General features: G+C 73.8%; 19 protein-coding genes and 1 pseudogene. 11 read left to right on the forward strand and 9 right to left on the reverse strand.

The genetic code is table 11. From position 1 onward, the window contains the following. Positions 1 to 18: 18 nt before the first annotated feature. Positions 19 to 1,137, forward strand: coding sequence for an ABC transporter substrate-binding protein (locus OHA99_RS35330; RefSeq protein ID WP_405698796.1), 1,119 nt, complete (start codon positions 19 to 21; stop codon positions 1,135 to 1,137). Between the two features lie 142 nt (positions 1,138 to 1,279). Then, a complete protein-coding gene (locus OHA99_RS35335) occupies positions 1,280 to 1,654 on the forward strand; it encodes a VOC family protein (RefSeq protein WP_405698798.1) in 375 nt (124 codons plus the stop codon). 39 nt (positions 1,655 to 1,693) lie between these two features. Here the strand turns inward: OHA99_RS35335 and OHA99_RS35340 are convergent, their stop codons facing one another. Further along, positions 1,694 to 2,380 (reverse strand): alpha/beta hydrolase, encoded by a 687-nt coding sequence (locus tag OHA99_RS35340; protein ID WP_366472723.1) that lies wholly within the window; start codon positions 2,378 to 2,380, stop codon positions 1,694 to 1,696. A 113-nt stretch (positions 2,381 to 2,493) separates the two neighbouring features. Between OHA99_RS35340 and OHA99_RS35345 the strand changes: the two genes are divergently transcribed. Next, on the forward strand, positions 2,494 to 3,483 hold the full coding sequence (locus OHA99_RS35345) for a helix-turn-helix transcriptional regulator (RefSeq protein WP_405698800.1): 990 nt from the start codon (positions 2,494 to 2,496) through the stop codon (positions 3,481 to 3,483). 164 nt (positions 3,484 to 3,647) lie between these two features. Further along, positions 3,648 to 5,762, forward strand: coding sequence for an acyltransferase family protein (locus OHA99_RS35350; protein WP_405698802.1), 2,115 nt, complete (start codon positions 3,648 to 3,650; stop codon positions 5,760 to 5,762). Between the two features lie 52 nt (positions 5,763 to 5,814). Here OHA99_RS35350 and OHA99_RS35355 read toward each other — a convergent pair whose 3' ends face one another. The 3 genes from OHA99_RS35355 to OHA99_RS35365 form a co-directional block, all read right to left on the reverse strand. After that, the gene (locus tag OHA99_RS35355) at positions 5,815 to 7,023 is read right to left on the reverse strand and encodes a Gfo/Idh/MocA family protein (protein WP_153181488.1); all 1,209 of its coding nucleotides are present in this window, start codon (positions 7,021 to 7,023) and stop codon (positions 5,815 to 5,817) included. Between the two features lie 113 nt (positions 7,024 to 7,136). Further along, positions 7,137 to 7,787, reverse strand: a complete 651-nt coding sequence (locus tag OHA99_RS35360) for a YceI family protein (RefSeq protein ID WP_164386090.1) — start codon at positions 7,785 to 7,787, stop codon at positions 7,137 to 7,139. A 152-nt stretch (positions 7,788 to 7,939) separates the two neighbouring features. Further along, complete coding sequence (locus OHA99_RS35365; protein WP_405698804.1) at positions 7,940 to 10,423, reverse strand: SCO7613 C-terminal domain-containing membrane protein; 2,484 nt, start codon at positions 10,421 to 10,423, stop codon at positions 7,940 to 7,942. Between the two features lie 143 nt (positions 10,424 to 10,566). Between OHA99_RS35365 and OHA99_RS35370 the strand changes: the two genes are divergently transcribed. From OHA99_RS35370 to OHA99_RS35385, 4 genes and pseudogenes are all read left to right on the forward strand, one after another. Further along, positions 10,567 to 11,325 carry an IclR family transcriptional regulator gene (locus OHA99_RS35370; protein WP_153181491.1) on the forward strand — a complete coding sequence of 253 codons (759 nt, stop codon included), beginning with the start codon at positions 10,567 to 10,569 and terminating at the stop codon, positions 11,323 to 11,325. A gap of 84 nt (positions 11,326 to 11,409) precedes the next feature. Beyond that, on the forward strand, positions 11,410 to 11,814 hold the full coding sequence (locus tag OHA99_RS35375; RefSeq protein ID WP_153181492.1) for an STAS domain-containing protein: 405 nt from the start codon (positions 11,410 to 11,412) through the stop codon (positions 11,812 to 11,814). Between the two features lie 126 nt (positions 11,815 to 11,940). Continuing rightward, positions 11,941 to 12,300 (forward strand): DUF488 domain-containing protein, encoded by a 360-nt coding sequence (locus OHA99_RS35380; protein ID WP_153181493.1) that lies wholly within the window; start codon positions 11,941 to 11,943, stop codon positions 12,298 to 12,300. 92 nt (positions 12,301 to 12,392) lie between these two features. Further along, positions 12,393 to 12,512 (forward strand): annotated as a pseudogene (locus tag OHA99_RS35385) (ketosteroid isomerase); the annotation flags it as partial. On the opposite strand, the gene pntB reads toward OHA99_RS35385, so the two are convergent. From pntB to OHA99_RS35400, 3 genes are all read right to left on the reverse strand, one after another. After that, a complete protein-coding gene (pntB, locus tag OHA99_RS35390) occupies positions 12,508 to 13,968 on the reverse strand; it encodes a Re/Si-specific NAD(P)(+) transhydrogenase subunit beta (protein ID WP_164386094.1) in 1,461 nt (486 codons plus the stop codon). The pseudogene OHA99_RS35385 and the gene pntB sit on opposite strands and share 5 nt — an antisense overlap. Continuing rightward, positions 13,965 to 15,533 carry a Re/Si-specific NAD(P)(+) transhydrogenase subunit alpha gene (locus tag OHA99_RS35395; RefSeq protein ID WP_405698806.1) on the reverse strand — a complete coding sequence of 523 codons (1,569 nt, stop codon included), beginning with the start codon at positions 15,531 to 15,533 and terminating at the stop codon, positions 13,965 to 13,967. Before OHA99_RS35395 ends, pntB begins: the two co-directional genes overlap by 4 nt. A 71-nt stretch (positions 15,534 to 15,604) precedes the next feature. Beyond that, the gene (locus tag OHA99_RS35400) at positions 15,605 to 16,285 is read right to left on the reverse strand and encodes a TetR/AcrR family transcriptional regulator (RefSeq protein WP_405698808.1); all 681 of its coding nucleotides are present in this window, start codon (positions 16,283 to 16,285) and stop codon (positions 15,605 to 15,607) included. 67 nt (positions 16,286 to 16,352) lie between these two features. On the opposite strand from OHA99_RS35400, the gene OHA99_RS35405 reads away from it, so the two are divergent. Then, entirely contained in the window at positions 16,353 to 17,474 is a 1,122-nt protein-coding gene (locus OHA99_RS35405) for an FAD-dependent oxidoreductase (RefSeq protein ID WP_405698809.1), read from the forward strand. A 31-nt stretch (positions 17,475 to 17,505) separates the two neighbouring features. On the opposite strand, the gene OHA99_RS35410 is transcribed toward OHA99_RS35405, so the two are convergent. Further along, a complete protein-coding gene (locus OHA99_RS35410; RefSeq protein WP_153181497.1) occupies positions 17,506 to 18,978 on the reverse strand; it encodes an FAD-dependent monooxygenase in 1,473 nt (490 codons plus the stop codon). A gap of 351 nt (positions 18,979 to 19,329) precedes the next feature. Here OHA99_RS35410 and OHA99_RS35415 point away from each other — a divergent pair, with 351 nt between their 5' ends. Further along, complete coding sequence (locus OHA99_RS35415; RefSeq protein ID WP_405698812.1) at positions 19,330 to 19,896, forward strand: dihydrofolate reductase family protein; 567 nt, start codon at positions 19,330 to 19,332, stop codon at positions 19,894 to 19,896. Positions 19,897 to 19,917: 21 nt separating this feature from the next. Here the strand turns inward: OHA99_RS35415 and OHA99_RS35420 are convergent, their stop codons facing one another. Then, positions 19,918 to 20,484: a TetR/AcrR family transcriptional regulator gene (locus OHA99_RS35420; RefSeq protein ID WP_405698814.1), complete on the reverse strand. Its 567-nt coding sequence runs from the start codon at positions 20,482 to 20,484 to the stop codon at positions 19,918 to 19,920. Between the two features lie 120 nt (positions 20,485 to 20,604). On the opposite strand from OHA99_RS35420, the gene OHA99_RS35425 reads away from it, so the two are divergent. Further along, complete coding sequence (locus tag OHA99_RS35425) at positions 20,605 to 21,732, forward strand: saccharopine dehydrogenase NADP-binding domain-containing protein (protein WP_205616790.1); 1,128 nt, start codon at positions 20,605 to 20,607, stop codon at positions 21,730 to 21,732. Positions 21,733 to 21,742: the final 10 nt, after the last annotated feature.

Genomic DNA, 21,742 nt, shown 5'->3' on the forward strand with positions numbered 1-21,742 from the left:
GCCCCGGCCGCGGATGCAATGTCCGGCATGGTCACCGAGGCGCGCCCGCCGGGGCGGGACGACACCGACACGCACGTCCGGATCGGCGCCCTCGTGCCGCTGACCCGACCCGGCTGGAGCGAGGCGGGCCGGCACCTGCTCGCCGGAATGGAACTGGCCGTACGCGAGGTCAACCAGGCCGGCGGCATCGCGGGCCGGGTCCTCGAGCTGGTCGTCCGGGACACGGCGGCCGATCCGGACCGGGCGGCGGCGGCCGTGGACGAACTCGCCCGGCTGGGTGTGGCCGCCCTGGCGGGGGAGTACCACAGCGTCGTCGCCCGCGCCGTCGCGACCAGGGCCGACGCCCTCGGTCTGCCGTTCCTGTGCTCGTCGGCCGTGCTCGACGCCCTCACCGAGCAGCGGGCGCGGTGGATCGCACGCCTCCCGCCGGCACAGTCCCACGGCTGGCGGATCTACGCGGACTTCCTCCTCGCCGCGGGCCACCGCCGGGTCGCCGTAGCGGCCCAGCCGAGCCTCTACTGGGCGTCCGGTGCCCGCATCCTGCGGGACCGCCTCGCCGAGCGAGACGGCACCCTCGTCGATCTCGGCCTCCGCGAGCCGGCCCCCGCGTCGGTGTGCGACGCGCTCGTCGAGCAGGACGCGAGCGCCCTGCTGCTCCTGGTGGGCCACCCCGAGCCGGCCGTGTCGATCGTCCGGTCCGTCCGCCGGGACCCGCGTCTGGCCGGGATCCTGATCGGCGCTCCGGCCGGGCAGCCGGAGTTCACGGAGTGGGCGACGTCGCTGGGCGGGGACGGCGCCGCGGTCCCGTTCCTGCGCTACCTGCCCGAGCGCCTCGGCGAACTCGGTGCGCGCGTGCGGACGGCCCTGGGCGAGCGGCCGGCCGAAGCGCCCTCCTTCGTCGCCTTCGAGGGCTACGACACGGTGACGGTCCTCGCCGAGGTGCTGCGTGCGTACGGCGTCGACCGGGCGCCGGCCGCCGAGGCCTGGGCCCGTGTCTCGGTCGAAGGCACCCGGGGGCGGATCCGGTTCTCCCGCGCGCCCGACACCGGCGTGTGGCAATGGTCCGGTGCGCCGGTCCAGATCGTCGACCGGGACCCCGCGGACCCCGCTCGCTTCCGCGTCCTCCACACCGGCTGACGCGCCGGCGCCCCGGGCCGACGGCCCCACCGGCCGGCGGCACCCCGGGAGAAGCGGTCGGGGCCCGCATGCGCGCCCCCGCCCCGGGTAGGACCCTGGTGCGGAGGCGGTGCAAGCGCCCGAAGAGCGAGGAGTGACGGACGTGATTCGAAAGCTGCAGGCGGTCGCGCTGGACGGCGCCGACCCGGCCCGGCTCGCGGAGTTCTACGCGGAACTGCTCGGCGGGCGGGTGGTCGCGGACCCGGACGAACCCGAGTGGGTCGAGGTGCACGGTTTCGAGGGGACACCGCTGGCCTGCCAGCGGGTGGACGGCTACCGGCCGCCCGAATGGCCCGGCCAGGACCGCCCCCAGCAACTGCACCTGGACTTCGACGTCGACGACCTCGAAGGCGAGGAGAAGCGGGCCCTCGCACTCGGCGCGACCGTGCTGGAACGGACGGACCAGCTCCGCCCGGAAGCCAACTGGAGGGTCTACGCCGACCCGGCCGGCCATCCGTTCTGCCTCTGCGCGCACTGAACCCGCCGGGCGGCACCGGCGCCGGCCGGACGGCACCCGTCAGGGCGCCTCCGCCGCCGTGGCCAGGATGCGGGCCAGCTCGGCAGGCTTGGTGATCATCGGCCAGTGGCCCGAGTCGATGTCCGCGAAGTCGACACGCCTGGCCCGGGCGAGTTCCGGAACATCGCCCGCGTCGATCCACTTGCGCGCCTGCGCGGGCGTGAACTCCGGGCACACCAGCACGACCGGCACGCCGAACCGGCGCTCGTCGGTCAGCCGCACCACGCCGCGGGCCACGGCTTCGGGCACCGGGACCGCGTCCGCCGCCAGCGCACGCCTCGCCTCCCCGTCGAGGTCGGCGGCGTCCGGCCCCTGGAAGGGCTCCCAGCCCGGGAACGGCATGGCACCGTCCGTGATCTCGAAGAAGTCCGCGTACGGCTGCCCGTCGGAGGTCGGGGCACCGCCGACGAGCGCGACCTTCGCCAGCCGCTCCGGTCGCCGGTCGGCGGCCAGCCAGGCCAGTGAGCAGGCCGCGGAATGCCCCACCACCATGGGCCTGCCGTCCACCGCGTCCACCGCGCCCAGCACCGCCGCCACCTGATCGTCGAGCGTCGCGGTCGCCGCGCCGTCCCCCTGACCCGGGAGGGTGAGCGGCACGGGACGATGGCCGAGCGACTCCAGCGTGGACGCGACACGGTCCCACACGGTTCCGTTCAGCCACAGACCGCCGATGAGCAGAATGTCCATGATCGTTTCCCTTTCTCCGTTCGCCCCACCGTAGGAGGAGATCCGGACGATCCACCGCCGGATCTTCTTCCGGGTCCCTCGTCCGCCTCCGGGTCGCGCACTAGCCTGTCCCCGTGCCGAACGACGTCAGTCCCACCGCGCGAGCGCTGCGCGCCCTGGAGATCCTCCGGACCCGTCCGGCCACGACGGCCGACGAACTCGCCGTGCGGCTGGGCGTGACGGAACGAGCGGCGCGCCGCTACGTAGGGATCCTGAGGGAGGCGGGCATCCCCGTGGAGTCGTCCCGCGGACCGCACGGCGGTTACCGGCTGGGACGTGGGACGCGACTGCCGCCCGTGCACTTCACCCAGGCCGAGGCCCTCGGCCTCGTCATGGCGGCGCTGAGCGGCCGACCGGCCGTGACCGACGTCGACGACCTCGTCGGCACCGCCCTGGGCAAGGTCGTCAAGGCGCTGCCGGAGCGCGTCGGACGGCAGGCGGCACTGCTGCGGGAGTACGCGTCCGCCGCTCCCGACCCGTACGCGGCGCACCCCGACCCGGCCGTCACCAGCTCCCTCGTCGAGGCCGTCGCCCACCGGCGCCGCGTGCTGCTCACCTACCGCAGCGAGGCCGGCCGGGAATGGGAGGAGCAGGCGGACCCCTGGTCCCTCGTCGTCCGACACGGGCGCTGGTACCTGCTCTGCCACTCCCACCGCGCGGACGCGGTCCGCACCTACCGGGTCGACCGGGTCTGCCGGGTCGGGACCACCGAGCACGGGTTCGAGCCACCGGTGGCCTTCGACCCGGTGACGGCCCTGGAGGAGAACCTGGGCAGCGGATGGCGGTTCGCCACCCGGGTGGTGTTCGACGCTCCCCCGGCCGAGGTCGCCCCCTGGATCCGCCCGCCCATGGGACGGCTCGAACCCCTGGCAGACGGCTGCGTCCTCGTCGGCAGCACCCGCAACCCGGACATGTACGCGCAGGAATGGCTCGCCAGGATGCCGTTCGCCTTCCGCGTCGAGGGCGGAGCCGAACTGCGTGCCGCGGCCGCCGCCCTCGCGGCACGCTTCACGGCCGCCGTGACGGACCGGCCCCCGCCCGGCCCTGCTCCGCAGGCCGGATGAAGGCGGCTTCCGGTCGCCCTGGCCGCAGGGGGCTGAACCACCGGTTTCGCGCCGTTGAACCTTGGCGGCCGGGGCCGGATTCGCCGCCGACGGCGGAACCGGGGGCGGCGGCTCACTGATCTTGCCGGGCGCAGAGTGCCAGCCGCCCGGAGGAGCCGTCCCCGATGACCAGCACCACACCCGCCACGACACGGACCCCCGTCCCGGCGGCCGGAAGAACCGCACCCTCCGGAGGCCGCGCCCTCCGGGCGGACATCCAGGGGCTGCGCGCGGTCGCCGTCGGGCTGGTGGTGCTCTCCCACGCCGGCGTGCCCCTCGTGGGCGGCGGCTACATCGGTGTCGACGTCTTCTTCGTGATCTCCGGCTTCCTCATCACGTCACTGCTCCTGCGTGAACTCGCCACCACCGGCCGGGTGTCGCTCCGTTCCTTCTACGCCCGCCGGGCACTGCGGCTGCTCCCCGCCTCGTCCCTGGTCATCGCCGTGACGCTCGGCGGAGCGTGGCTGTTCCTGTCGAAGGCCCGGCTCGCCGAGTACGCGGGCGACGCCCTCGCCGGCGCGCTGTACACGGTCAACTTCCGGCTGGCCGCGTCCGGTACGGACTACCTCGCCCAGAACGGCCCGCCGTCGCCGTTCCAGCACGTGTGGTCGCTCGCCGTGGAGGAGCAGTTCTACCTGGTGTGGCCGGTGCTCCTGCTCCTCACGTGGCGGATCGCCCGCGGGCGGCGCGCGGTCGTCGCGGTGCCGCTCGCCGCGCTGTGCCTGATCTCGTTCACGGCGGGCGTCCTGGTGACGAACGCCTCGGCGCCCTGGGCGTACTTCGCGACCCCCACCCGCGCCTGGGAACTGGGCGCCGGCGCCCTCCTGGCCCTGGCCGACGCCCGGCTGCGACGACTGCCCGCCCGCCTCGCCGCCCCGCTGACCTGGCTCGGCCTGGCCTGTGTCACGTGGGCGGCGCTCTGGTACGACGACCGGACGCCCTTCCCGGGCCACCACGCCCTCCTGCCGGTGGCGGGCACCCTCCTCGTCCTGGCGGGCGGCTGCGCGCCCACCCGGTTCGGCGCGAGGCGGCTGCTGGAGCGACGGCCGCTGGTCCGGCTCGGCGGACTGTCCTACGGCTGGTACCTGTGGCACTGGCCGCTGCTGGTCGTCGTGCCGTCGGCGCTGGGCAGCACCGACGGCGCCGCCGAAGTGCCCCTGGCGCTCGGGCTGTCGGCGGTGGCGCTGGGCCTGGCCCGGCTCACCCTGCTCCTGGTCGAGAACCCCGTCCGCTTCCACCGGGCCCTCCACGGACGCCCGCGCCGGGCCCTGGCCCTCGGGGCCGCGCTGACCGCGAGCGTCTCGGCGCTGTCCCTGACGGCGACGGTGGTCCCGCCGACGATCGAGGTGGGCGGCCCCGCACCCGCCCTGGCGCGGGCCCTGACCGACGCCCCCGACCCGACGCGCCGCCTCGCCGAACTCCTGACGTCGTCCCCGACCGCGCTGCCGGACAACCTCGCGCCGCCCCTCACGGAGGTCAAGTCCTCGCGCTCCGCGGTCTACCGGGACGGCTGCCACGCCGACTACGCGGCCACCCGACCGCGGCGCTGCGTCTACGGAGACCGCACCTCGTCCCGTACGGTCGTCCTCTTCGGCGACTCCCACGCGGCCCAGTGGTTCCCGGCGTTGCGACGGCTCGCGGGCGAGCGCGGCTGGCGGCTGGTCTCCCTGACCAAGGCCTCTTGCAAGGCCGCCGACGTGACCGTCGTCCACGGCCACAAGCCGTACACCGCCTGTGACACCTGGCGCTCCCACGCCGTCCGGACGATCGGCGCCCTGCGCCCGGCCCTCGTGGTCGTCTCCTCCTCCGAAGCCGGCGATCCGGCCCACCCCGCCGCCGACCCCGCACGCCAGTGGACCACCGGATTCGAGCACACCTTCCGCGCCCTGGGGGCCTCCGGCGCCCGGGTCGCCGCCCTGCTCGACACTCCGTGGCCCCAGGCCGACCCGATCGACTGCGCCGCCGGGAACTCGCTCCAACTGCACGCCTGCGCGCACCGCTTGCCGGAGGCGACCCGGGACGCGACGCGCCGCCGTGCCGTCCGCGCGGCAGCCCTGGCCACGGGCGCCGCGGTCCTCGACCCCGCCCCCTGGGTCTGCTCACCGCGCACCGGCCTGTGCCCCGTGGTCGTCGCCGACACCGCCGTGCACCGTGACGACAGCCACCTCTCGGAGGCGTACGCCGAGGCACTCGCCCCGGTCCTGGCACCGGCGCTGGACCGTCTCGTGGACGACCGCTGACGCCGCCGCGGAGTGGCCCGGGACGGGCGCGACGGCCGCCGGGGGCGCCGTGTCACACCGGCGGGCGCGCGGGCTGGTGCCGCCGGAAGTAGTCGACGACCTCCGCGGGCGGTGCGGGCACCTCGACCGGGGTGCCGCCCGAGCGGAGCGAGGCCGTCGCGGCGACCGCGGCGGCGACCGCCTCGCGGGCCGCCACCGGAGACGTCTCCGTCGGCCCCCCTGCGGCGGCGAAGCGGAGGAACTCGTCGACCAGCGCGCGGTCCGCGCCGCCGTGATCGCCCTCGGAGGGGGTGGCGACGGGGACGGTGAGGTCGCCGTCGCGCCGGTAGCCGGAGCGGCGCCGGTTCCACACCTGGATCGTCGCGTCGTCGCCGTCGATGCCGTCGCCGAAGTTCTCCAGCCGCCCCTCGTCCCCGACGACGGTGTAGTTGCGCCAGTAGTCCGGCGTGAAGTGGCACTGCTGGTAGCTGGCCAGAACGCCGTTGTCCAGCCGCGTCAGCATCATGCTGATGTCCTCGACGTCGACGACGGGGTTCAGGTCCCGCAACGCGGACGGCGGCCAGACGTCGGCGTCGAACCAGTCGGGCATGCGCCCGCCCGCCGGTGCCGGATCACCGGCCCCGCGCCGCGGATTGTCGCCGTACACCGACAGGGCGCCCTGCGCCACGACACTCCTGGACCAGCCCCCGGCGAGCCAGTGGATCACGTCGAGGTCGTGGGCGCCCTTCTGCAGGAGCAGTCCCGTGGTGTTGGCCCGCTCCGCGTGCCAGTCCTTGAAGTAGAAGTCCCCGCCGTGCCCGACGAAGTGGCGGCACCACACCGCGCGCACCCGGCCTATCGCACCGTCGTCGATCAGCGCGCGCATCCGCCGCAGCACCGGCAGATGACGCAGGTTGTGGCCCACGTACAGGCGGCTGCGGGAGTCGTACGCGGCCCGGAGCAGGGCGTCGCAGTCCTCGACGGTGATCGCCAGGGGCTTCTCCACGAACACCGGGACCCCGGCGGCCAGGAAGAACAGCGCGGGCCGCGTGTGCACGTGGTCGGGCGTGAGCACGAACACGGCGTCCAGGCCGTCGTCGGCCATCTCCTCGTACCGCTCGTGCAGCACCACGTCGGGTCCGAACAGGCTCCTGGCGTCGTCCCGGCCCCGCGGGTCCGGATCGGCGCAGGAGACGACCCGGGCGACACCGGGACGGTTGGCCAACGCGGCCATGGGCGCGCGCTGGCCCACCCCGATCACGCCGACGCGCAGTTCCGACATCGTTGTCCGGTCATCGTGACTCACATGCGGTCCCTTCTCGCTGCCTCGGCGAGCAGTCTATTGACCGTGCGGTCCACCACCGTGGGGTCCACCAGGAGTCCGGGACCGCGGACTCAGGAGGAGCGGATCGCGGAGATGTCGAACTGAAGGCGGACCTTCTCGCTCACCATGCTGCCGCCCGCCTCGAGCCGCTGGTTGTAGACCAGGCCCCAGTCCCTGCGGTCGATGGTGGTGGTTCCGTCGAAACCGGCCCGCTCGTACCCGAACGGGTCCACGACCGAACCGAGGTAGTCCAGTTGCAGCTCGACGGGCCGGGTCGTGTCCCGGATGGTGAGGTCTCCCGTCATGCGGAACGTCTCCGCCGACTCCTGGACGGCCCGGGTGCTGCGGAAGGTCATCTCCGGGTAGCGGCGTACGTCGAAGAAGTCCTTGCCGACGAGGTGGGCGTCCCGTTGCTCCACGCCGGTGTCGACACTGGCGACGCGCATGACGATGTCGGCCCGGGAGCCGGAGGGGTCGGCCCCGTCGAAGTAGAGCGTGCTGTCGTAGTCGGTGAAGGCCCCGCGGACCGTGGTGACCATGGCATGCCGCACGGAGAACCCGATCCGGCTGTGGGGGCGGTCGATGGTCCAGTGCCCGGTCAGGGCGCGAAGGGCCGGATCGGGTCCGGCCCCCGCTGTCGCGGACCGCGCGGCGGGCCGGTCCTGGCCCGCAGCCGCGGTCGGCTCGTCGGTGGCGGTCTGGCGACGGCTGAAGATACCCATGGTCGTAGGCCTTTCGAGTTGATCACTTCGTGTTATCACGAAGCCGATCAGCGGCCCACGGCAAGATGTGCGGCCTCGTCCGGGTTCCATGACCCCGGCCGCAAAGCTGCACCGGTTCGACACCGGGCCCCTCGTTTGTGCACGTGACGGGCTCAACGCAGCCGCCCCAGTGCTTCCCGCAGTCGCCGCGCGTCACGCAGCCGCTGCTCGTAGGTGGCCCCCAGTGCCAGCAGCACCAGACCGGCGAGGGCCGGAGGTGCCCAACGGGGGAGCGCGCCGACGACCTGGACGAGGTACGGGGCGAGTTCGTGCAGTGTGACCAGCGCGAGCACACCCCCTCCGACGACCAGCGGCGCCTGGAGCCGGTACCGGGCGCCCGCCAGGGTCACCGCGAGCGCGGCCACGCCGAGCAGCAGGGGCCGCAGCCAGTGCCGGTCGTCCCAGGCCGCGAGCAGACTCGGCACCAGGGTGAGCGCCAGGCCGGCGCCGTACGCCGTCCAGGAGGAGACGGCCGTGTCGCGGCGTCGGCGCAGCAACCCGACGATCAGCGCGGGTGCTGTCACCGGCAGGGTGTAGGCCTCCGGCGTGGTGACCTCCCAGGCCGTCAGGCGCACCCAGGTGGCCAGCAGGAACAGGGCGGCAGCCGCGTATCCGGCCGCCCGTCGCTCCGGACGCAGCGCGGTGCCGGCCGTGAGGACACCGCAGAGGGAGAGCACCACGGCCAGCATCGGCGGATCCGTCACGGCGAGCGCGAGGGCGAGCAGTCCCGCGGCCGCGCCCGCCACCTCGACCGGCACCGTCGCGCGCGAGCCGCTCGTACGCGAGGCGACCAGGGCGGCGACGGCGGGGACGACGAGAACCAGCAGCGCCGTGTCGTGCGGCCGCCAGCCGGCGGACGCCCCGATCGCACAGGCCAGCGCCGTGGCATGGCCGAGGGCGGCGGGCGCGGCGAAGGGGGCGGCCACCCGGCCGCGGCAGGCGGCACCGAACAGGACCGTCAGGCACACGAGAACACCGATCGTCGCGGACTCGGAGGCCAGCGCGAGGAAGGCCAGGTCGACCGAGGTGACGAGAGCCAGCAACAGGGCCGTGAGGGGCAGGGGCGACGGCCGGTTCCCGGCCCGGCCGGACCACTCCGCCAGGCCCAGCACCGCCACGACCACGACCCCCTGCCCCACCAGCCCGGCCGGGTACGGCAGTTGCAGCACCACCGGGACGGTGATGACGGCCGCCCAGCCGAGGACGAGCGCCACCACCCCGGAGGTGGCGCTGCGGGCCGTGTTCCGTCCGGCAACCAGCACCACGGCTGCCACGGCGGCGAGGACGAGCGGCCCGGTGCTTGCGTACGGAGGCCACGGCACGTCCGTGAACACGGCGTCCCGGACGTCTCCCGGGGCGCCGGACCACGGCCGCGCGACCTGCGTCACCGGGCCGAGCACGGTCCCGGCGACCAGCGGAACCGACCACAGCACGGCGAAGCACTGGACAGCCGCCGAAGCACGCACCAGTCCCCGACGCAGCGGCCGGGACAGCGGCGTCCGGTCCGCCGCCAGCAGGGCGAGCGCGCAGACCACACACCCCGGCACGGTCCACTCGCCCGGCAGCGAAGCCCGCAGCACCCCGCCGGCCCCGGCGACCAGACACAGGCCCGCGGCCAGGGCGGCGCCCATCCCCGTCCCCGGGTCGCGGACCGAACGGCCGGCGACCAGGGCGACCACCGCCGCCACGACCAGGAGCGCCGCCGCCCGGGCAGCCGCGCCCGCGTCGGACGCGCTCCAGCAGAGCCATCCGGCCGACAGGACACCAACGACACCCATGCCCAGCGCACCGACCACGGCGACCACACGCACCGGCGCCGGGGCCGCCCGCAGGGCGACGGCGGTGCCGCCGGCCGCGGTCAGCAGCAGCACGGCCGTGACCGTGTGCGGACCCGCGCCGACGGCGAGCGCCCACAGCAGCAGGGGCAGGTGCGCGGTGGCCACGGCGAGCGGGACGGGATGCCGGAGTCCGGAGCGCGCACCCCCGGCCGCCGTGCCGCGCTCCGCCGCCGGGGCGGGCGGGGGCACCGCAGCGCCCGCCACCACCCCGTACACGGCCCACACCGCCGCCAGGACGGCGGACCCGGCCGCCGTGTACCCCAGGCCGTCCGTGCCGGCGAACGCCACCTCGTGGAGGGCGTAGGCGTCCAGCACGGTCAGGATCGTCCCCAGGGCGGCCACCGCCTCGGCGGTCGACCGCAGCCCGCGCCGCAGCAGCACCACGGGAACGCCCAGCGCGGCGACGGTCAGCGCGCCGAGTACCAGCGCACGTCCCGCGATCCCCATGTGACCCCAGCTGACCAGGGTGAAGGCGATCGCCGCGACCGCCAGCAGCACACCCCCGAGCACCAGCAGTACGTTCTGCACGCCGGGCGCGGTGGCCTCCGGCCGCCGGACGGCGCCGCTCACGCCGGTGTCCGGCCGGCCGGGCACCGGCGTGGTGCCAGTGCCCTGGGCGGACGGCGGGGCGGCGGCCGCCCGCAAGGTGTGGATCAGCCACTCACGGCGTCGCAGCAGGACCGCGCGGCGCAGGTCGAGTTGCCGCAGCTCGGCGTCCAGCAGCCGCAGCTCCTCGGCCGGGGGCGGAAGGTTCGTCATGCCTCGGAGTGTGGCCCCCGCCACGTGCCGTGACATGAGCGCGGATACTCAGCCCGTACTCATTGACGCGGTTCCCCGCGGGGCGCGTGCCGCCGCGGCGGCCGCACTTGCCGGACCGTTCCGCCGTGGCGCAGGGTGGAGGAATGAGCGGTCAGGAGGGCCCCACGCTCATCTCCTCGGTGCAGCGAGCCTTTCGGCTGATGGAAGCCGTGGGCGCCCACGAGAGCGGCGCACCGGCCAAGCAGCTGGCGCGCGAGACGGGGCTGGCCCTGGGCACCACCTACCACCTGCTGCGCACCATGGTGCACGACGGCTACGTGCGCAAACTCGAGGACGGCACGTTCGTCCTGGGGGAGCGGCTCGGCGCACTGCACGCGGGGAGCCGCGACCAGACGGCGCTCAGCAGGGTCCGCCCCACGCTCACGGAACTGCGGGACGGCCTGTCGGCCGCGGCCTACCTGACCCTGTACGAGGACGGCGAGATCCGGGTCGCCGAGATCGTGGACGGGCCCAAAGCACCCCGGGTCGATCTGTGGGTCGGCTTCGAGGACGCGGGACACGCCACGGCGCTCGGCAAGAGCGTGCTGCGCGAGCTGGACGCCGACGCCCGCGCCGACTACCTCTCCCGCCACGCGCTGAACGACCTCACCCCGCGCACCGTCACCTACCGCGCCGAGCTGCTGCGGCGTCTCGACGCCTCCCCGCCGGGCACGGCCGTCACCGACATCGAGGAGTACCGTCTGGGCACCGCCTGTGTCGCGGTGCCCGTCCGCCGGGGCGACACCATCGGATCGCTCGGCATCTCCGTGGACGTCAACCGCACGACCTGCCTCGACGACGCGGTGGCGACGCTGCTCGACACCGCGGAACGGGTCTCCCGGGGGCTCTCGCTCACCATCTGAAAACCGGGCTCTTGTGGCACGGGGGCCGTACCGCGTTTCCTGGATATGGCGGGCAAATCGGACAGGGTTGCAAGGGAGCGAGAAGTGAGCGAGCAGGGCATCGCGGGACCGGACACGCGGGTCGGTTGCCACGTGGCCAACGGCTGGACCGTCGTCAGGGCGGACCAGGAGATCGACATCGCCTTCGCGCCCCTGGTCCGGGCCGAGGTGGGCCGGCGCCTCGCCGAGGGCCACAGGCACTTCGTGCTCGACCTGTGCGACGCGCCCTTCATCGACTCCATGGGCCTCGGCATGATCGTGGCCGTGACCAAGCGCATCCGGGGCCATCACGGGTCGCTGCGGATCGCCTGTTCCGACCACCGGCTCCTGAACGTCTTCACCCTCGGCGGCCTGGGGGCGGTCTACTCCTTCCACGACTCCGTGGAGCAGGCCGTCGCGCGGCCGCCCGGGGCGGAGGGGCTCGCCGACTGGCCCGCCGTGCGAGGCTGACGCGGCCGGCACCCCGCCCGTGTTTGCGGCCCGCCGAGGCGGTTCACTTGAACCGGAAGCACGTCGGCCGGCCGCTGGAAGCCGCCCGGTCCCCAGGAGTCCCCGGTCGCTGCGGAAAGGCGGGTCATGGCTGCACGGGTCGCGTACCGGAGGATCTACGAGGATCCCACACCGCAGGACGGCAAGCGGGTGCTCGTCGACCGCCTGTGGCCCCGCGGCGTGAGCAAGGAGAAGGCCGATCTGGACGAGTGGCTGCGCGACGTCGCCCCGTCGGCCGATCTGCGCCGCTGGTACCACCACGAACCCCAGCGCTACGAGGAGTTCCGGCGCCGCTACTACGCCGAACTGGAGGACTCCGACCACCAGGACCCGCTGCGGCGGCTGCGGGACCTGTCGGCGCACGCCAAGGTCACCCTGCTGACGGCGACCAAGGACGTGGACCACAGCGGGGCCGCCGCCCTGGCCGAGTGGCTGGACGGGGCCTGACGGAAGTCCGCGCCCACCTGCCTCGCCGTGGCGCGGGCCGGGGGAGGGGCCGACCGTGTCCATGTCCATGGAAGCGGCGCCGGAACTCCAAGCTCGTGGACGGCGACCATGCGGTGGTGCTCGGCGAGATCCGCCAGACGGCCCGGCTCACCGGACGCGCCTACCGCGCCCGGTTCGCCCTGCACCTCACCGTCGAGGACGGCCCGGTCACCGCACCGCTGTCGCCCCCTGCGCGGCCTCCGCCGGGCCCGGCCCGGTCATCGCGTCGAGCGCCTGGAGGATCCCCTCGACGCTCTGCTTGGCGTCGCCGAAGAGCATGCTGCTGTTCTCCCGGAAGAACAACGGATTCTGCACGCCCGCGTAGCCGGAGGCCATCGAGCGCTTGAAGACGACGACCTGCTCCGCCTCCCACACCCGCAGCACGGGCATGCCCGCGATCGGGCTGGCGGGGTCCTCGGTCGCCGAGGGATTGACCGTGTCGTTCGCACCGATGACCAGCACGACCGACGTGCCGGCGAAGTCGTCGTTGATCTCGTCCATCTCCAGCACGATGTCGTACGGCACCTTCGCCTCGGCGAGGAGCACGTTCATGTGCCCGGGCAGCCGCCCGGCGACCGGGTGGACGCCGAAGCGCACCTCGGTCCCGCGCTCGCGCAGCCGCCGCGTCAGCTCCGCCACCGGGTGCTGTGCCTGCGCCACGGCCATGCCGTAGCCGGGGGTGATCACCACCGACCGGGCCCGCGCGAGCAGTTCGGCCGCGTCGTGCGCCCGTACCTCGCGGTGCTCGCCCTGCTCCTCGTCGCCGCCCGGCGGGGCCTCGATGCCGAAGCCGCCGGCGATGACGGAGAGGAAGGAACGGTTCATCGCCTGGCACATGATGTAGCTCAGATACGCACCGGAGGACCCGACCAGCGCCCCGGTGACGATGAGCAGGTTGTTGTCCAGCAGGAACCCGGCGGCGGCCGCGGCCCAGCCGGAGTAGCTGTTGAGCATCGAGACGACGACGGGCATGTCGCCGCCGCCGATGGAGGCCACCAGGTGCCAGCCCAGGGCGAGCGCCAGGACCGTGACCGCCACCATCAGCGGGAGGTTCGGACTGACGGTGAACCAGACCGTCAGCACCGCGAACACGCCCAGCGCCCCCAGGTTGAGGGCGTTCTTGCCGGGCAGCATCAGGGGCCGGGACCTGATCCGCGCGGACAGCTTCAGGTACGCGACCACGGAACCGGTGAAGGTGACCGCGCCGATGAAGACGCCGATGAACACCTCGGCGTGGTGGATGCCGACGAGGTCGGCGGCGATCCGGCCCGTCGAGCCGTGGGCTTCGACCTCGAGGTAGCTGTTCCAGCCGACCAGGACGGCCGCGAGACCGACGAAGCTGTGCAGCACCGCGATCAGCTCGGGCATCTGCGTCATCTCCACGCGCCGCGCCCGCCACAGTCCCGACGCGGCGCCGATCACCATGGCGAGCAGGATCAACGCGACCGGACCGGCGGAGACGTTCCGCGCCGCGACCACGACGGTGGCGGCCAGGGCGAGTGCCATGCCGGCGATGCCGTAGACGACGCCGGCGCGTGACGTCCGGTGCCGGGACAGACCGGCCAGGCTGAGGACGAACAGCAGGGCCGCGACCAGGTCGGCGGCGCGGGAGGCGGTCATGGACGTCATCGGGAGCCGCCTCTCGAGAACATGGACAGCATGCGGCGGGTGACGGCGAACCCTCCGAAGATGTTCACGCTCGTCAGCAGGATCGCCACGAAGGACAGCACGGTGACGAGCGCGCTCTCGTGCCCGATCTGAAGGAGGGCACCGATCACGACGATCCCCGAGATGGCGTTGGTCACCGACATCAGCGGGGTGTGCAGGGAGTGGTGCACCTTGCCGATGACGTAGTAACCGATGACCACCGCCAGCGCGAACACCGTGAAGTTCTCCGCCAACCGGGCCGGGGCGAAGGCGACCATCAGGAAGACCGCCGCCATGCCGAGACCGATCAGTCCGGAACGTCCTGCCGCGGTGAGCCGGGGCTTCGCGCTCACCGCTGCGGCGGGGGGCGCCGCCGGTGCGGTGGCGGGCGGGGCCGCCGACACGGGAACGGGTGGGGGAGGCCAGGTGACCGTGCCCGCCCGGACCACGGTCACGGTCCGCTGCACCACGTCGTCGAAGTCGACGGCGATCCGGCCGTCCTCGCCGGGGGTGAGGAGCCGGAGCAGGTTGACCAGGTTGGTGCCGAACAGCTGCGACGCCTGGGCGGGCAGCCGGGACGCCAGGTCCGTGTAGCCGATGAGGGTCACACCGTTGTCGGTCACCACACTCCGGCCCGCGACGGTCCCCTCGACGTTGCCGCCCTGGGCGGCGGCCATGTCGACGACGACACTGCCGGGCCGCATCGCCGCCACGTCGGCGGCGGTCAGCAGCCGCGGTGCCGGACGCCCGGGTATCAGCGCCGTGGTGACGACGACGTCCACGTCGCGGGCCTGCTCGTGGTAGAGCGCGGCCGCGGCCCGGTCGTAGTCGGCCGACGTCGCCCTGGCGTAGCCGTCGGCGCTCTCCTCCTGGACCACGTTCACCGCGAGGTACTCACCGCCCAGCGACCGCACCTGGTCGGCGACTTCGGGGCGGGGATCGGTGGCGCGGACGATCGCGCCCAGACTGGACGCGGCCCCGATCGCGGCGAGCCCGGCGACACCGGCCCCGGCGACGAGTACCTTCGCCGGCGGCACCTTGCCCGCCGCGGTGACCTGCCCGGTGAAGAAGCGCCCGAAGGCGTGCGCGGCTTCGATCACCGCCCGGTACCCGGCGATGTTCGCCATGGAGCTGAGCACGTCCATCGACTGGGCCCGCGAGATCCGCGGCACCGCGTCCAGGGCGAGCACGGTGACGCCACGTGCGGCCAGCGCCTCCAGCAACTCGGGCCGCTGCGCGGGCGCGACGAGCGCCACCAGCGTCGTCCCCGCGCGCAGTTCGGCGATCTCCTCGTCGGTCGGCGCGTTGACCTTCAGTACGACATCCGAGGCCCAGGCCCCGCCGACGCTCGCCCCTGCCTCGGCGTAGGCCTCGTCGCCGAAGCCGGAGGCGGCGCCGGCCCCCGGCTCGACGACGACCTCGTAACCGAGGCCGAGCAGCAGGCGCACCGTCGAGGGCGTCGCGGCGACGCGGGTCTCCCCGGGCAGGGACTCGGCGACGACGCCGACGCGTTGCGGTGGTTGGTGAGCGGCTTGGTGTCCAGTCATGTCCAGTCTCTCGTCGAGGCGTTGTTGCCCGGTTCCGTACCCAGAGGAGAGCGGCGGGCACCGGAAACGCCTCAGGCGAGTCTGGCGGCGACGGCGTCGAGGACCCACTCCAGACCGGTCGCGTAGGACTCCTCGGCGTCCACGTGCGTGCCGTCGTACACGGCCTTCGCCAGCGCCGGAAAGCGGCCCGTGGCCAGCATGCGCGTCACGTGCGGACCGCGCGCCCGCTGCCACTCGCTCTTGGACAGGCCCGTGGCGCGCTCGGCCCGCAGATCCGTGACCTCGCGCCTGATCGCGCCGGTGAAGTAGGCGCTGACCGTTTCCACGGCGCGCATGACGGTGTCGACGTCGGCGAGTCCGTCGAGGGCGGCCAGCGTGGACTCGGACACGGCCAGGCCGTTCGGGCCGAGCGCCGGGCGGCCGCCGAGCAGGTCGGCCAGCCATTCGTGGCGGAGCGCCGACCGCCTGGTGCGATGGGCGAGGACGCGCAGCGCCTCCCGCCAGTCACCGGGCTGTTCTCCGGGGAGGATCTCGGCGTAGACCGCGTCCACCATGAGGTCGAACAGTTCGTCCTTGGTCGAGATGTATCCGTACAGCCGCATCGGACCGGCGTCCAGCCGGGCGGCGACCTTGCGCAGGGAGACCGCGGTCAGTCCGCCCTCGTCGGCGAGCGCGACGGCGGCGGCGACGATCCGCTCCCGGTCGAGCGGAACGGGGCGATTCGGCGGCTCGGGCCGGTCCCACACAGTCATGATCACACCGTACTGACCGCGTCGAACCGTTGTGATGCGTCGTACGGCGGAAATACAGTGTATCGGTATGAGGCATCGTATCGCCGTGATCGGCGGCGGTCCCGCCGGACTGGCCTTCGCCTGCGTCCTGCACCGGCACGGCCACCCCGTCACCGTCCTCGAACGCGAGCCGGCCCCCGACGCCCGACCGCAGGGCGGCACCCTGGACCTGCACGAAGGGCTCGGCCAGCTCGCGCTGGCCAAGGCGGGGCTGCTGGCGGAGTTCCAGGCACTGTCCCGTCCGGAGGGGCAGGCCATGCGCATCCTGGACACCGACGGGACCGTCCTGCGCGACTGGCGGCCGGGTCCGGACGACCGGGCCAACCCCGAGATCGACCGCGGCCAACTCCGCGACCTGCTGCTCGGCCCGCTGGACGTCCGCTGGGGCGAGGACGTGACGAGGGTGGACCCGGCACCGCGGGACGGAGTGCGGGTCCACTTCACGGACGGACGGCGGGAGTCGTTCGACCTCGTGGTCGGCGCGGACGGCGCCTGGTCGCGAACCCGCCCGGCGGTCTCGGCCGTGACACCGCACTACACGGGCGTCACCGCGGTCGAGACCTCCCTGGACGACGTCGACACCCGCCATCCGGGCCTCGCCCGGCTGACCGGCGACGGTTCCGTGGCCGTGTACGGAGCGAACCGGGCGCTCGTCGCCCAGCGCGGCAGCGGGGGCCACGTCAAGGTGTACGCACAGTTCCGTGCGCCGCTCGACCGGCACCCGGAACTGGACGGCGCCGACGCCGGGGCCGTGCGGTCGGCTCTGCTGGCCCTGTTCGACGGCTGGGCCGCTCCCGTCCTCGACCTCCTCCGCCACGGCACCGCTTTCGTCCACCGACCCCTCTACGCCCTGCCCGTGTCGCACACCTGGACCCACGTCCCCGGCGTGACGCTCCTGGGCGACGCCGCCCATCTGATGCCGCCGCTGGGGGCGGGCGCGAACCTCGCCCTGCTGGAGGGCGCCGAACTCGCCGAGGCCGTCGCCGCCGGCACCGACGACCTGGACGAGACCGTCCGCGCCTTCGAGCAGCGGATGTGGGCACGGGCCGGCAGGTGGGCGAGGTTCACGACGGCAGGTCTGGACCGCCTCGTGAGCCCGGACCCCGCCGAGGCCCTCGCCCTCTTCGACCAGGTCCAGCCGACCGGGTGAGCAGCGGCCCGCGCTGCTCACCCGGTCCCCGTCAGCCGGCGCCGAACCAGCGGGACAGGTGGGCGTCCAGGTCCCGCTGGTCGTCGCCCACCCAGGCGACATGGCCGTCGGGGCGCAGCAGGACGCACGGAACGTCCAGCGCGGCCGCCGGGTCGGCGAGGTGCTCGACCCGGTCCGACCGGCCGCCCGCGGTCAGGCGTCCGGTGCGGTCCAGCAGCAGACCGCGGCCCCGGTGCAACCGGGCGTAGAGACGGCCCTGAGCCAGGTCGACGTCCCGCAGGCGGCGGCCGAGCAGTTCGTGGCCCGGACCGAAGTCGTAACGGATGCCGGTGGCGGTGATCTTCTCGGTGAGGCGGCGGTTCACCTCGCCGATGTCCATCAGTTCGGTGAGGAGCCTGCGTACGGCCTGCGGGCCGGGGTCGGTGGAGTGCAGTTCCATCTGGGCCCGGGTGTTGTCCAGGACGTCCTCGGCGACCGGCCTGCGTTCGGCCTCGTAGGTGTCCAGCAGGGTGTCCGGCGCCCAGCCGCGGATCCGCGCGGCGAGCTTCCAGCCGAGGTTGAAGGCGTCCTGGACACCCAGGTTGAGGCCCTGTCCGCCGGTGGGCGGATGGATGTGCGCCGCGTCGCCGGCCAGCAGTACCCGCCCGGTCCGGTAGCGCTCGGCCAGCCGGGTGGCGTCCCCGAAGCGGGACAGCCAGCGCGGGGAGTGCACGCCGAAGTCGGTTCCGGCGACGGCGCGCAGCTGTTCCCTGAAGTCGTCCAGCGTGGGCGCCGCCGTACGGTCGCCGACCCCGGCGGCGGGGACCACGACGCTGTACACCTCCGTACCGAAGGGCCGCAGCCAGAACCGGTGCCGGGTCCCGCCGACCCCGGCCACCCTGGCGGCGACCTCCTTCGGCGGCATGCCCACTTCCATCTCGCCCATCAGCGTCTCGTTGCGCGAGGGCTCGCCGGGGAAGCCGACGCCCAGCAGTTTGCGCACGGTGCTGCGCCCGCCGTCACAGCCGACGAGGTAGCGCGAACGCAGCCGTTCCCCGCCGGCCAGCTCCACGGTCACACCCGCGTCGTCCTGCTCGAAACCGGCTACCGCGGCCCCGTGCCGCACCCGCGCGCCCAGGGCGACCGCGTGCTCCTCCAGGAGCCGGACCACGACCGGCTGCGGAATGCCCAGCAGATAGGCGTACTCGGAGTCCAGACCCTCGGGCTCCGGCCCCGGAAGGGCGGCGAAGAGCCCGCCGAGCGGGCGCCGCCTGCCGTGCCGGAGCAGACGGTCGAGGAGTCCGCGCATGGCCATCAGCTCGATGCTGCGCATGTGCAGAGCGACGATGCGGACGTACGGCGCGGGCTCGGTGTCCCGCTCCAGAACGAGTACCCGCACATCGTGCAGCCGCAGCTCGGCGGCCAGCGTCGCGCCGGTCGGTCCGCATCCGGCGATGATCACGTCGAAGTCGTGCCGGGCCGTTCCGTCGGACGACGGCTCGGCGGTGAACTGCCCAGAGTCCATGGGTGTTGCCTTTCGGGAGTGCCTTGGTGTCGAGGCGCTCCCGGCGACACCTGTGTCAGTCGCCGGCCATGACGGAAAGGGGGAGCACCCACGTCGATACAGCGTTCATGGGTCTCACCTCCTCGGGCGGTGTCACGGTCCACCGAAAGCTACAAGCGCGCACGTCACCGCGTCCACCCCTTTTCGCGGGCACGACCGCGACGACCGAGATGGCCGCGACGACCGAGATGGCCGCGACGACCGTGTCGGCCGGATGCCCTCCCCTTCGCCGGGGCCGATGACTTCCGGGCCCGGCACCGGTCGTATCCGGTGGGAAACACGCAGGCGCGCTACCGAAGGAGGTACGGACCGATGGCAGGCCTCATGGTCGACTTCATCATCTCGCTCGACGGGTACGCGGCCGCGGACGGCTGGCCCGGATTCTGGGGCATGGAGGGGCCCGAATATCTCGCCTGGCTCGACGAGGACGCCGAGAAGCGGCACACCAGCCTCATGGGGGCCACGACCTACCGCCTGATGTCCAAATTCGCCGCCGAGATGCCCGGTGAGCCCGGCTTCGCCGAACTGACCGCGATGCCCAAGGTGGTGTTCTCCTCGACCCTTCAGACGCCGTTGACCTGGGACAACACGGAACTGGTGCGAGGCGACCCGGTCTCGGCCGTGCGGGACATGAAACACCGGGGGACGCGCCCGCTGCGCACCCTCGGCAGTCTCACCCTGTGCCGGTCGCTGCTCCGAGCCGGTCTGGTCGACCGCTTCCGCGTGGTGGTCTTCCCGGTCATCACCGGCGCGACCGGCAGGGAAAGGATCTTCGACGAGTACCCGGACGTCACCCTCGACCTGGTCGAGAGCCGCACCTTCGACGGCCGGCTCCAGCTGCTGGAGTACGTCCCCACGGTCCTGGAGGGACGGCCCTAGGCCGACGGCGCTCCGGGCCGCTCACGTCGCGGTGAGGGCGGCCCGCAGCTGGTCGGTCACCGTGTCCAGGCACTCGGCGAAACCGGCGTGTCCCTCGGCGTCGATCCAGCGCCGGAAGGCGTTGCCGAAGGCCACGGTGGCGAGCTGCGCGACGAGTTCGGCAGTCTCGGCCTCCACCTGCCTCTGGACCAGGGCGTCGCGGATCGCCCGGGTGACCGCGGCTCCCTTGGTCCGTTCGCGTTCCTGCAGTTCCGGACTGGCGTCGATGACCGCCCGGCGCTCCGCCGCGCCCTGAACCTGCTCGACGAGGCGGGTGCCGACGAGGGTGAGGGCGTCGAGAGCCGCGGTCAGCGGAGCCGCGTCGGGGTCTGCCGCCAGGACGGCGTCCGCCAGTGCCGGGGGCAGGTGCTCCGAGCCGCCGAACAGGACCTCGCGCTTGTCGGGGAAGTAGCGGAAGTAGGAGCGCCGGGTGAGTCCGGCCCGCTCGGCGATGTCGGTCACGGTCACGTGGTCGTAGCCGCGCTCCAGGTAGAGCTCGAGAGCCGCCCGTTTCAGGCGCTGCTCCGCACCCGGATCCCACCTTGCCATGGGGACGACCCTAACAGGTGATGTCTCGCTGTGTCGTCGGTGCTAGCCTGTAGTCATGACACGGTGTGTCATCACTGAGGTGTCCGCCCCGGTGCGGTGTGGAGCAGGCAGGGATACGACATGAGCGAGACCGGCAGGACCGGCGGGACCTTCGAGGCGACAGACGGGGGCAGTCCGGACGGCGAGGTGTGGATCGTCGGGGCGACCGGCCGTGTGGGCCGGGGTGTGGCGGCGCGGCTGGCCGCGCGGGGGCTGAGGGTGGTCCCGGTCGGGCGCAGCAGGGAGCGGATGAGCGCAGCCGGTGCCGAGGCCGGGCTGCCCGCGGGCGTCAGGATGGTCGTCGCCGACTCGGCGGAGCGGATCGCGGACGAGGTCGTCCGGGAGCGTCCGCGCGTGGTGGTGAACACGATGGGCGCCTACGCCGCCACGGCACCGGTGATCGCCCGTGCCTGCGTGTCCGTCGGCGGCCACTACGTCGATCAGGCCAACGACGTGGTCGCCGTGCAGGGGCTGCTCGCCCTGCACGACGAAGCCGCGCGGGCGGGCAGCACCCTGGTCACCGGCGCCGGCTTCGGCGTGCTGGCGACGGAGGCGGTGGTGGCGAAGCTGTGCGAGGAGCGGCCCGTGCCGCACCGGGTGAGGGTCGACTCCGTGGCCTCGGTGGCCGTCGAGGCGGGTGCGCTCGGCGTCGCTCTCGCGACCGGCATCGTGGACACGCTCACCTCCGGCGGGCGGCGCTACGACAACGGGCGGCTGGTGGCCTCGCGCCTGGGCGCCGACCCGCGGCGACTCGTCTTCCCGGACGGGACGTCGGCCAAGTCGGCGGGCGTCGCTTCCGGCGAGCTCCTCGCGGCGCGGGCGGCCAGTGACGCACCGTTCGTCACCGCCGCCTCCAGTCTCGCGCCGACCTCTCCGCTGCTGCGTGCCGTGGTTCCGCTGCTGGGCCGCCTGCTCTCCGTCCCGGCGCTGCGACGCCTCGCCGTCGACCGTCTCGGCCGGGTCACGGTCAAGGCCGCGGCCCGGCCGCGCGAGCACTCCTGGGGGCACGCCGTCGTGGAGTGGGCCGACGGAACCCGGCGCGAGGGATGGCTCCGGGCCGGCGAGGGCATGGCCTTCACGACCGGCGTCACCGCCACGGTCACCGACCTGCTGGTCCGTGGCGCCGGCAGACCGGGGGCCTGGACGCCGGCGGCCGCTTTCGGGCACGACCTGGCGACCACCGCCGGCGGCACCTTCGTACTGGACTGACGGCAGGCCC

Origin of the sequence: Streptomyces coelicoflavus (assembly GCF_045041415.1) — a bacterium.
GTDB classification, from domain to species: Bacteria; Actinomycetota; Actinomycetes; order Streptomycetales; family Streptomycetaceae; genus Streptomyces; species Streptomyces coelicoflavus.

Coding starts and splice junctions, on each gene's coding strand:
- OHA99_RS35330 (WP_405698796.1), top strand. CDS start 19: ATGTCCGGCATGGTCACCGAGGCGCGCCCGCCGGGGCGGGACGACACC.
- OHA99_RS35340 (WP_366472723.1), bottom strand. CDS start 2,380: ATGGACATTCTGCTCATCGGCGGTCTGTGGCTGAACGGAACCGTGTGG.
- OHA99_RS35350 (WP_405698802.1), top strand. CDS start 3,648: ATGACCAGCACCACACCCGCCACGACACGGACCCCCGTCCCGGCGGCC.
- OHA99_RS35355 (WP_153181488.1), bottom strand. CDS start 7,023: ATGTCGGAACTGCGCGTCGGCGTGATCGGGGTGGGCCAGCGCGCGCCC.
- OHA99_RS35360 (WP_164386090.1), bottom strand. CDS start 7,787: ATGGGTATCTTCAGCCGTCGCCAGACCGCCACCGACGAGCCGACCGCG.
- OHA99_RS35365 (WP_405698804.1), bottom strand. CDS start 10,423: ATGACGAACCTTCCGCCCCCGGCCGAGGAGCTGCGGCTGCTGGACGCC.
- OHA99_RS35370 (WP_153181491.1), top strand. CDS start 10,567: ATGAGCGGTCAGGAGGGCCCCACGCTCATCTCCTCGGTGCAGCGAGCC.
- OHA99_RS35380 (WP_153181493.1), top strand. CDS start 11,941: ATGGCTGCACGGGTCGCGTACCGGAGGATCTACGAGGATCCCACACCG.
- pntB (WP_164386094.1), bottom strand. CDS start 13,968: ATGACGTCCATGACCGCCTCCCGCGCCGCCGACCTGGTCGCGGCCCTG.
- OHA99_RS35395 (WP_405698806.1), bottom strand. CDS start 15,533: ATGACTGGACACCAAGCCGCTCACCAACCACCGCAACGCGTCGGCGTC.
- OHA99_RS35400 (WP_405698808.1), bottom strand. CDS start 16,285: ATGACTGTGTGGGACCGGCCCGAGCCGCCGAATCGCCCCGTTCCGCTC.
- OHA99_RS35405 (WP_405698809.1), top strand. CDS start 16,353: ATGAGGCATCGTATCGCCGTGATCGGCGGCGGTCCCGCCGGACTGGCC.
- OHA99_RS35410 (WP_153181497.1), bottom strand. CDS start 18,978: ATGGACTCTGGGCAGTTCACCGCCGAGCCGTCGTCCGACGGAACGGCC.
- OHA99_RS35415 (WP_405698812.1), top strand. CDS start 19,330: ATGGCAGGCCTCATGGTCGACTTCATCATCTCGCTCGACGGGTACGCG.
- OHA99_RS35420 (WP_405698814.1), bottom strand. CDS start 20,484: ATGGCAAGGTGGGATCCGGGTGCGGAGCAGCGCCTGAAACGGGCGGCT.
- OHA99_RS35425 (WP_205616790.1), top strand. CDS start 20,605: ATGAGCGAGACCGGCAGGACCGGCGGGACCTTCGAGGCGACAGACGGG.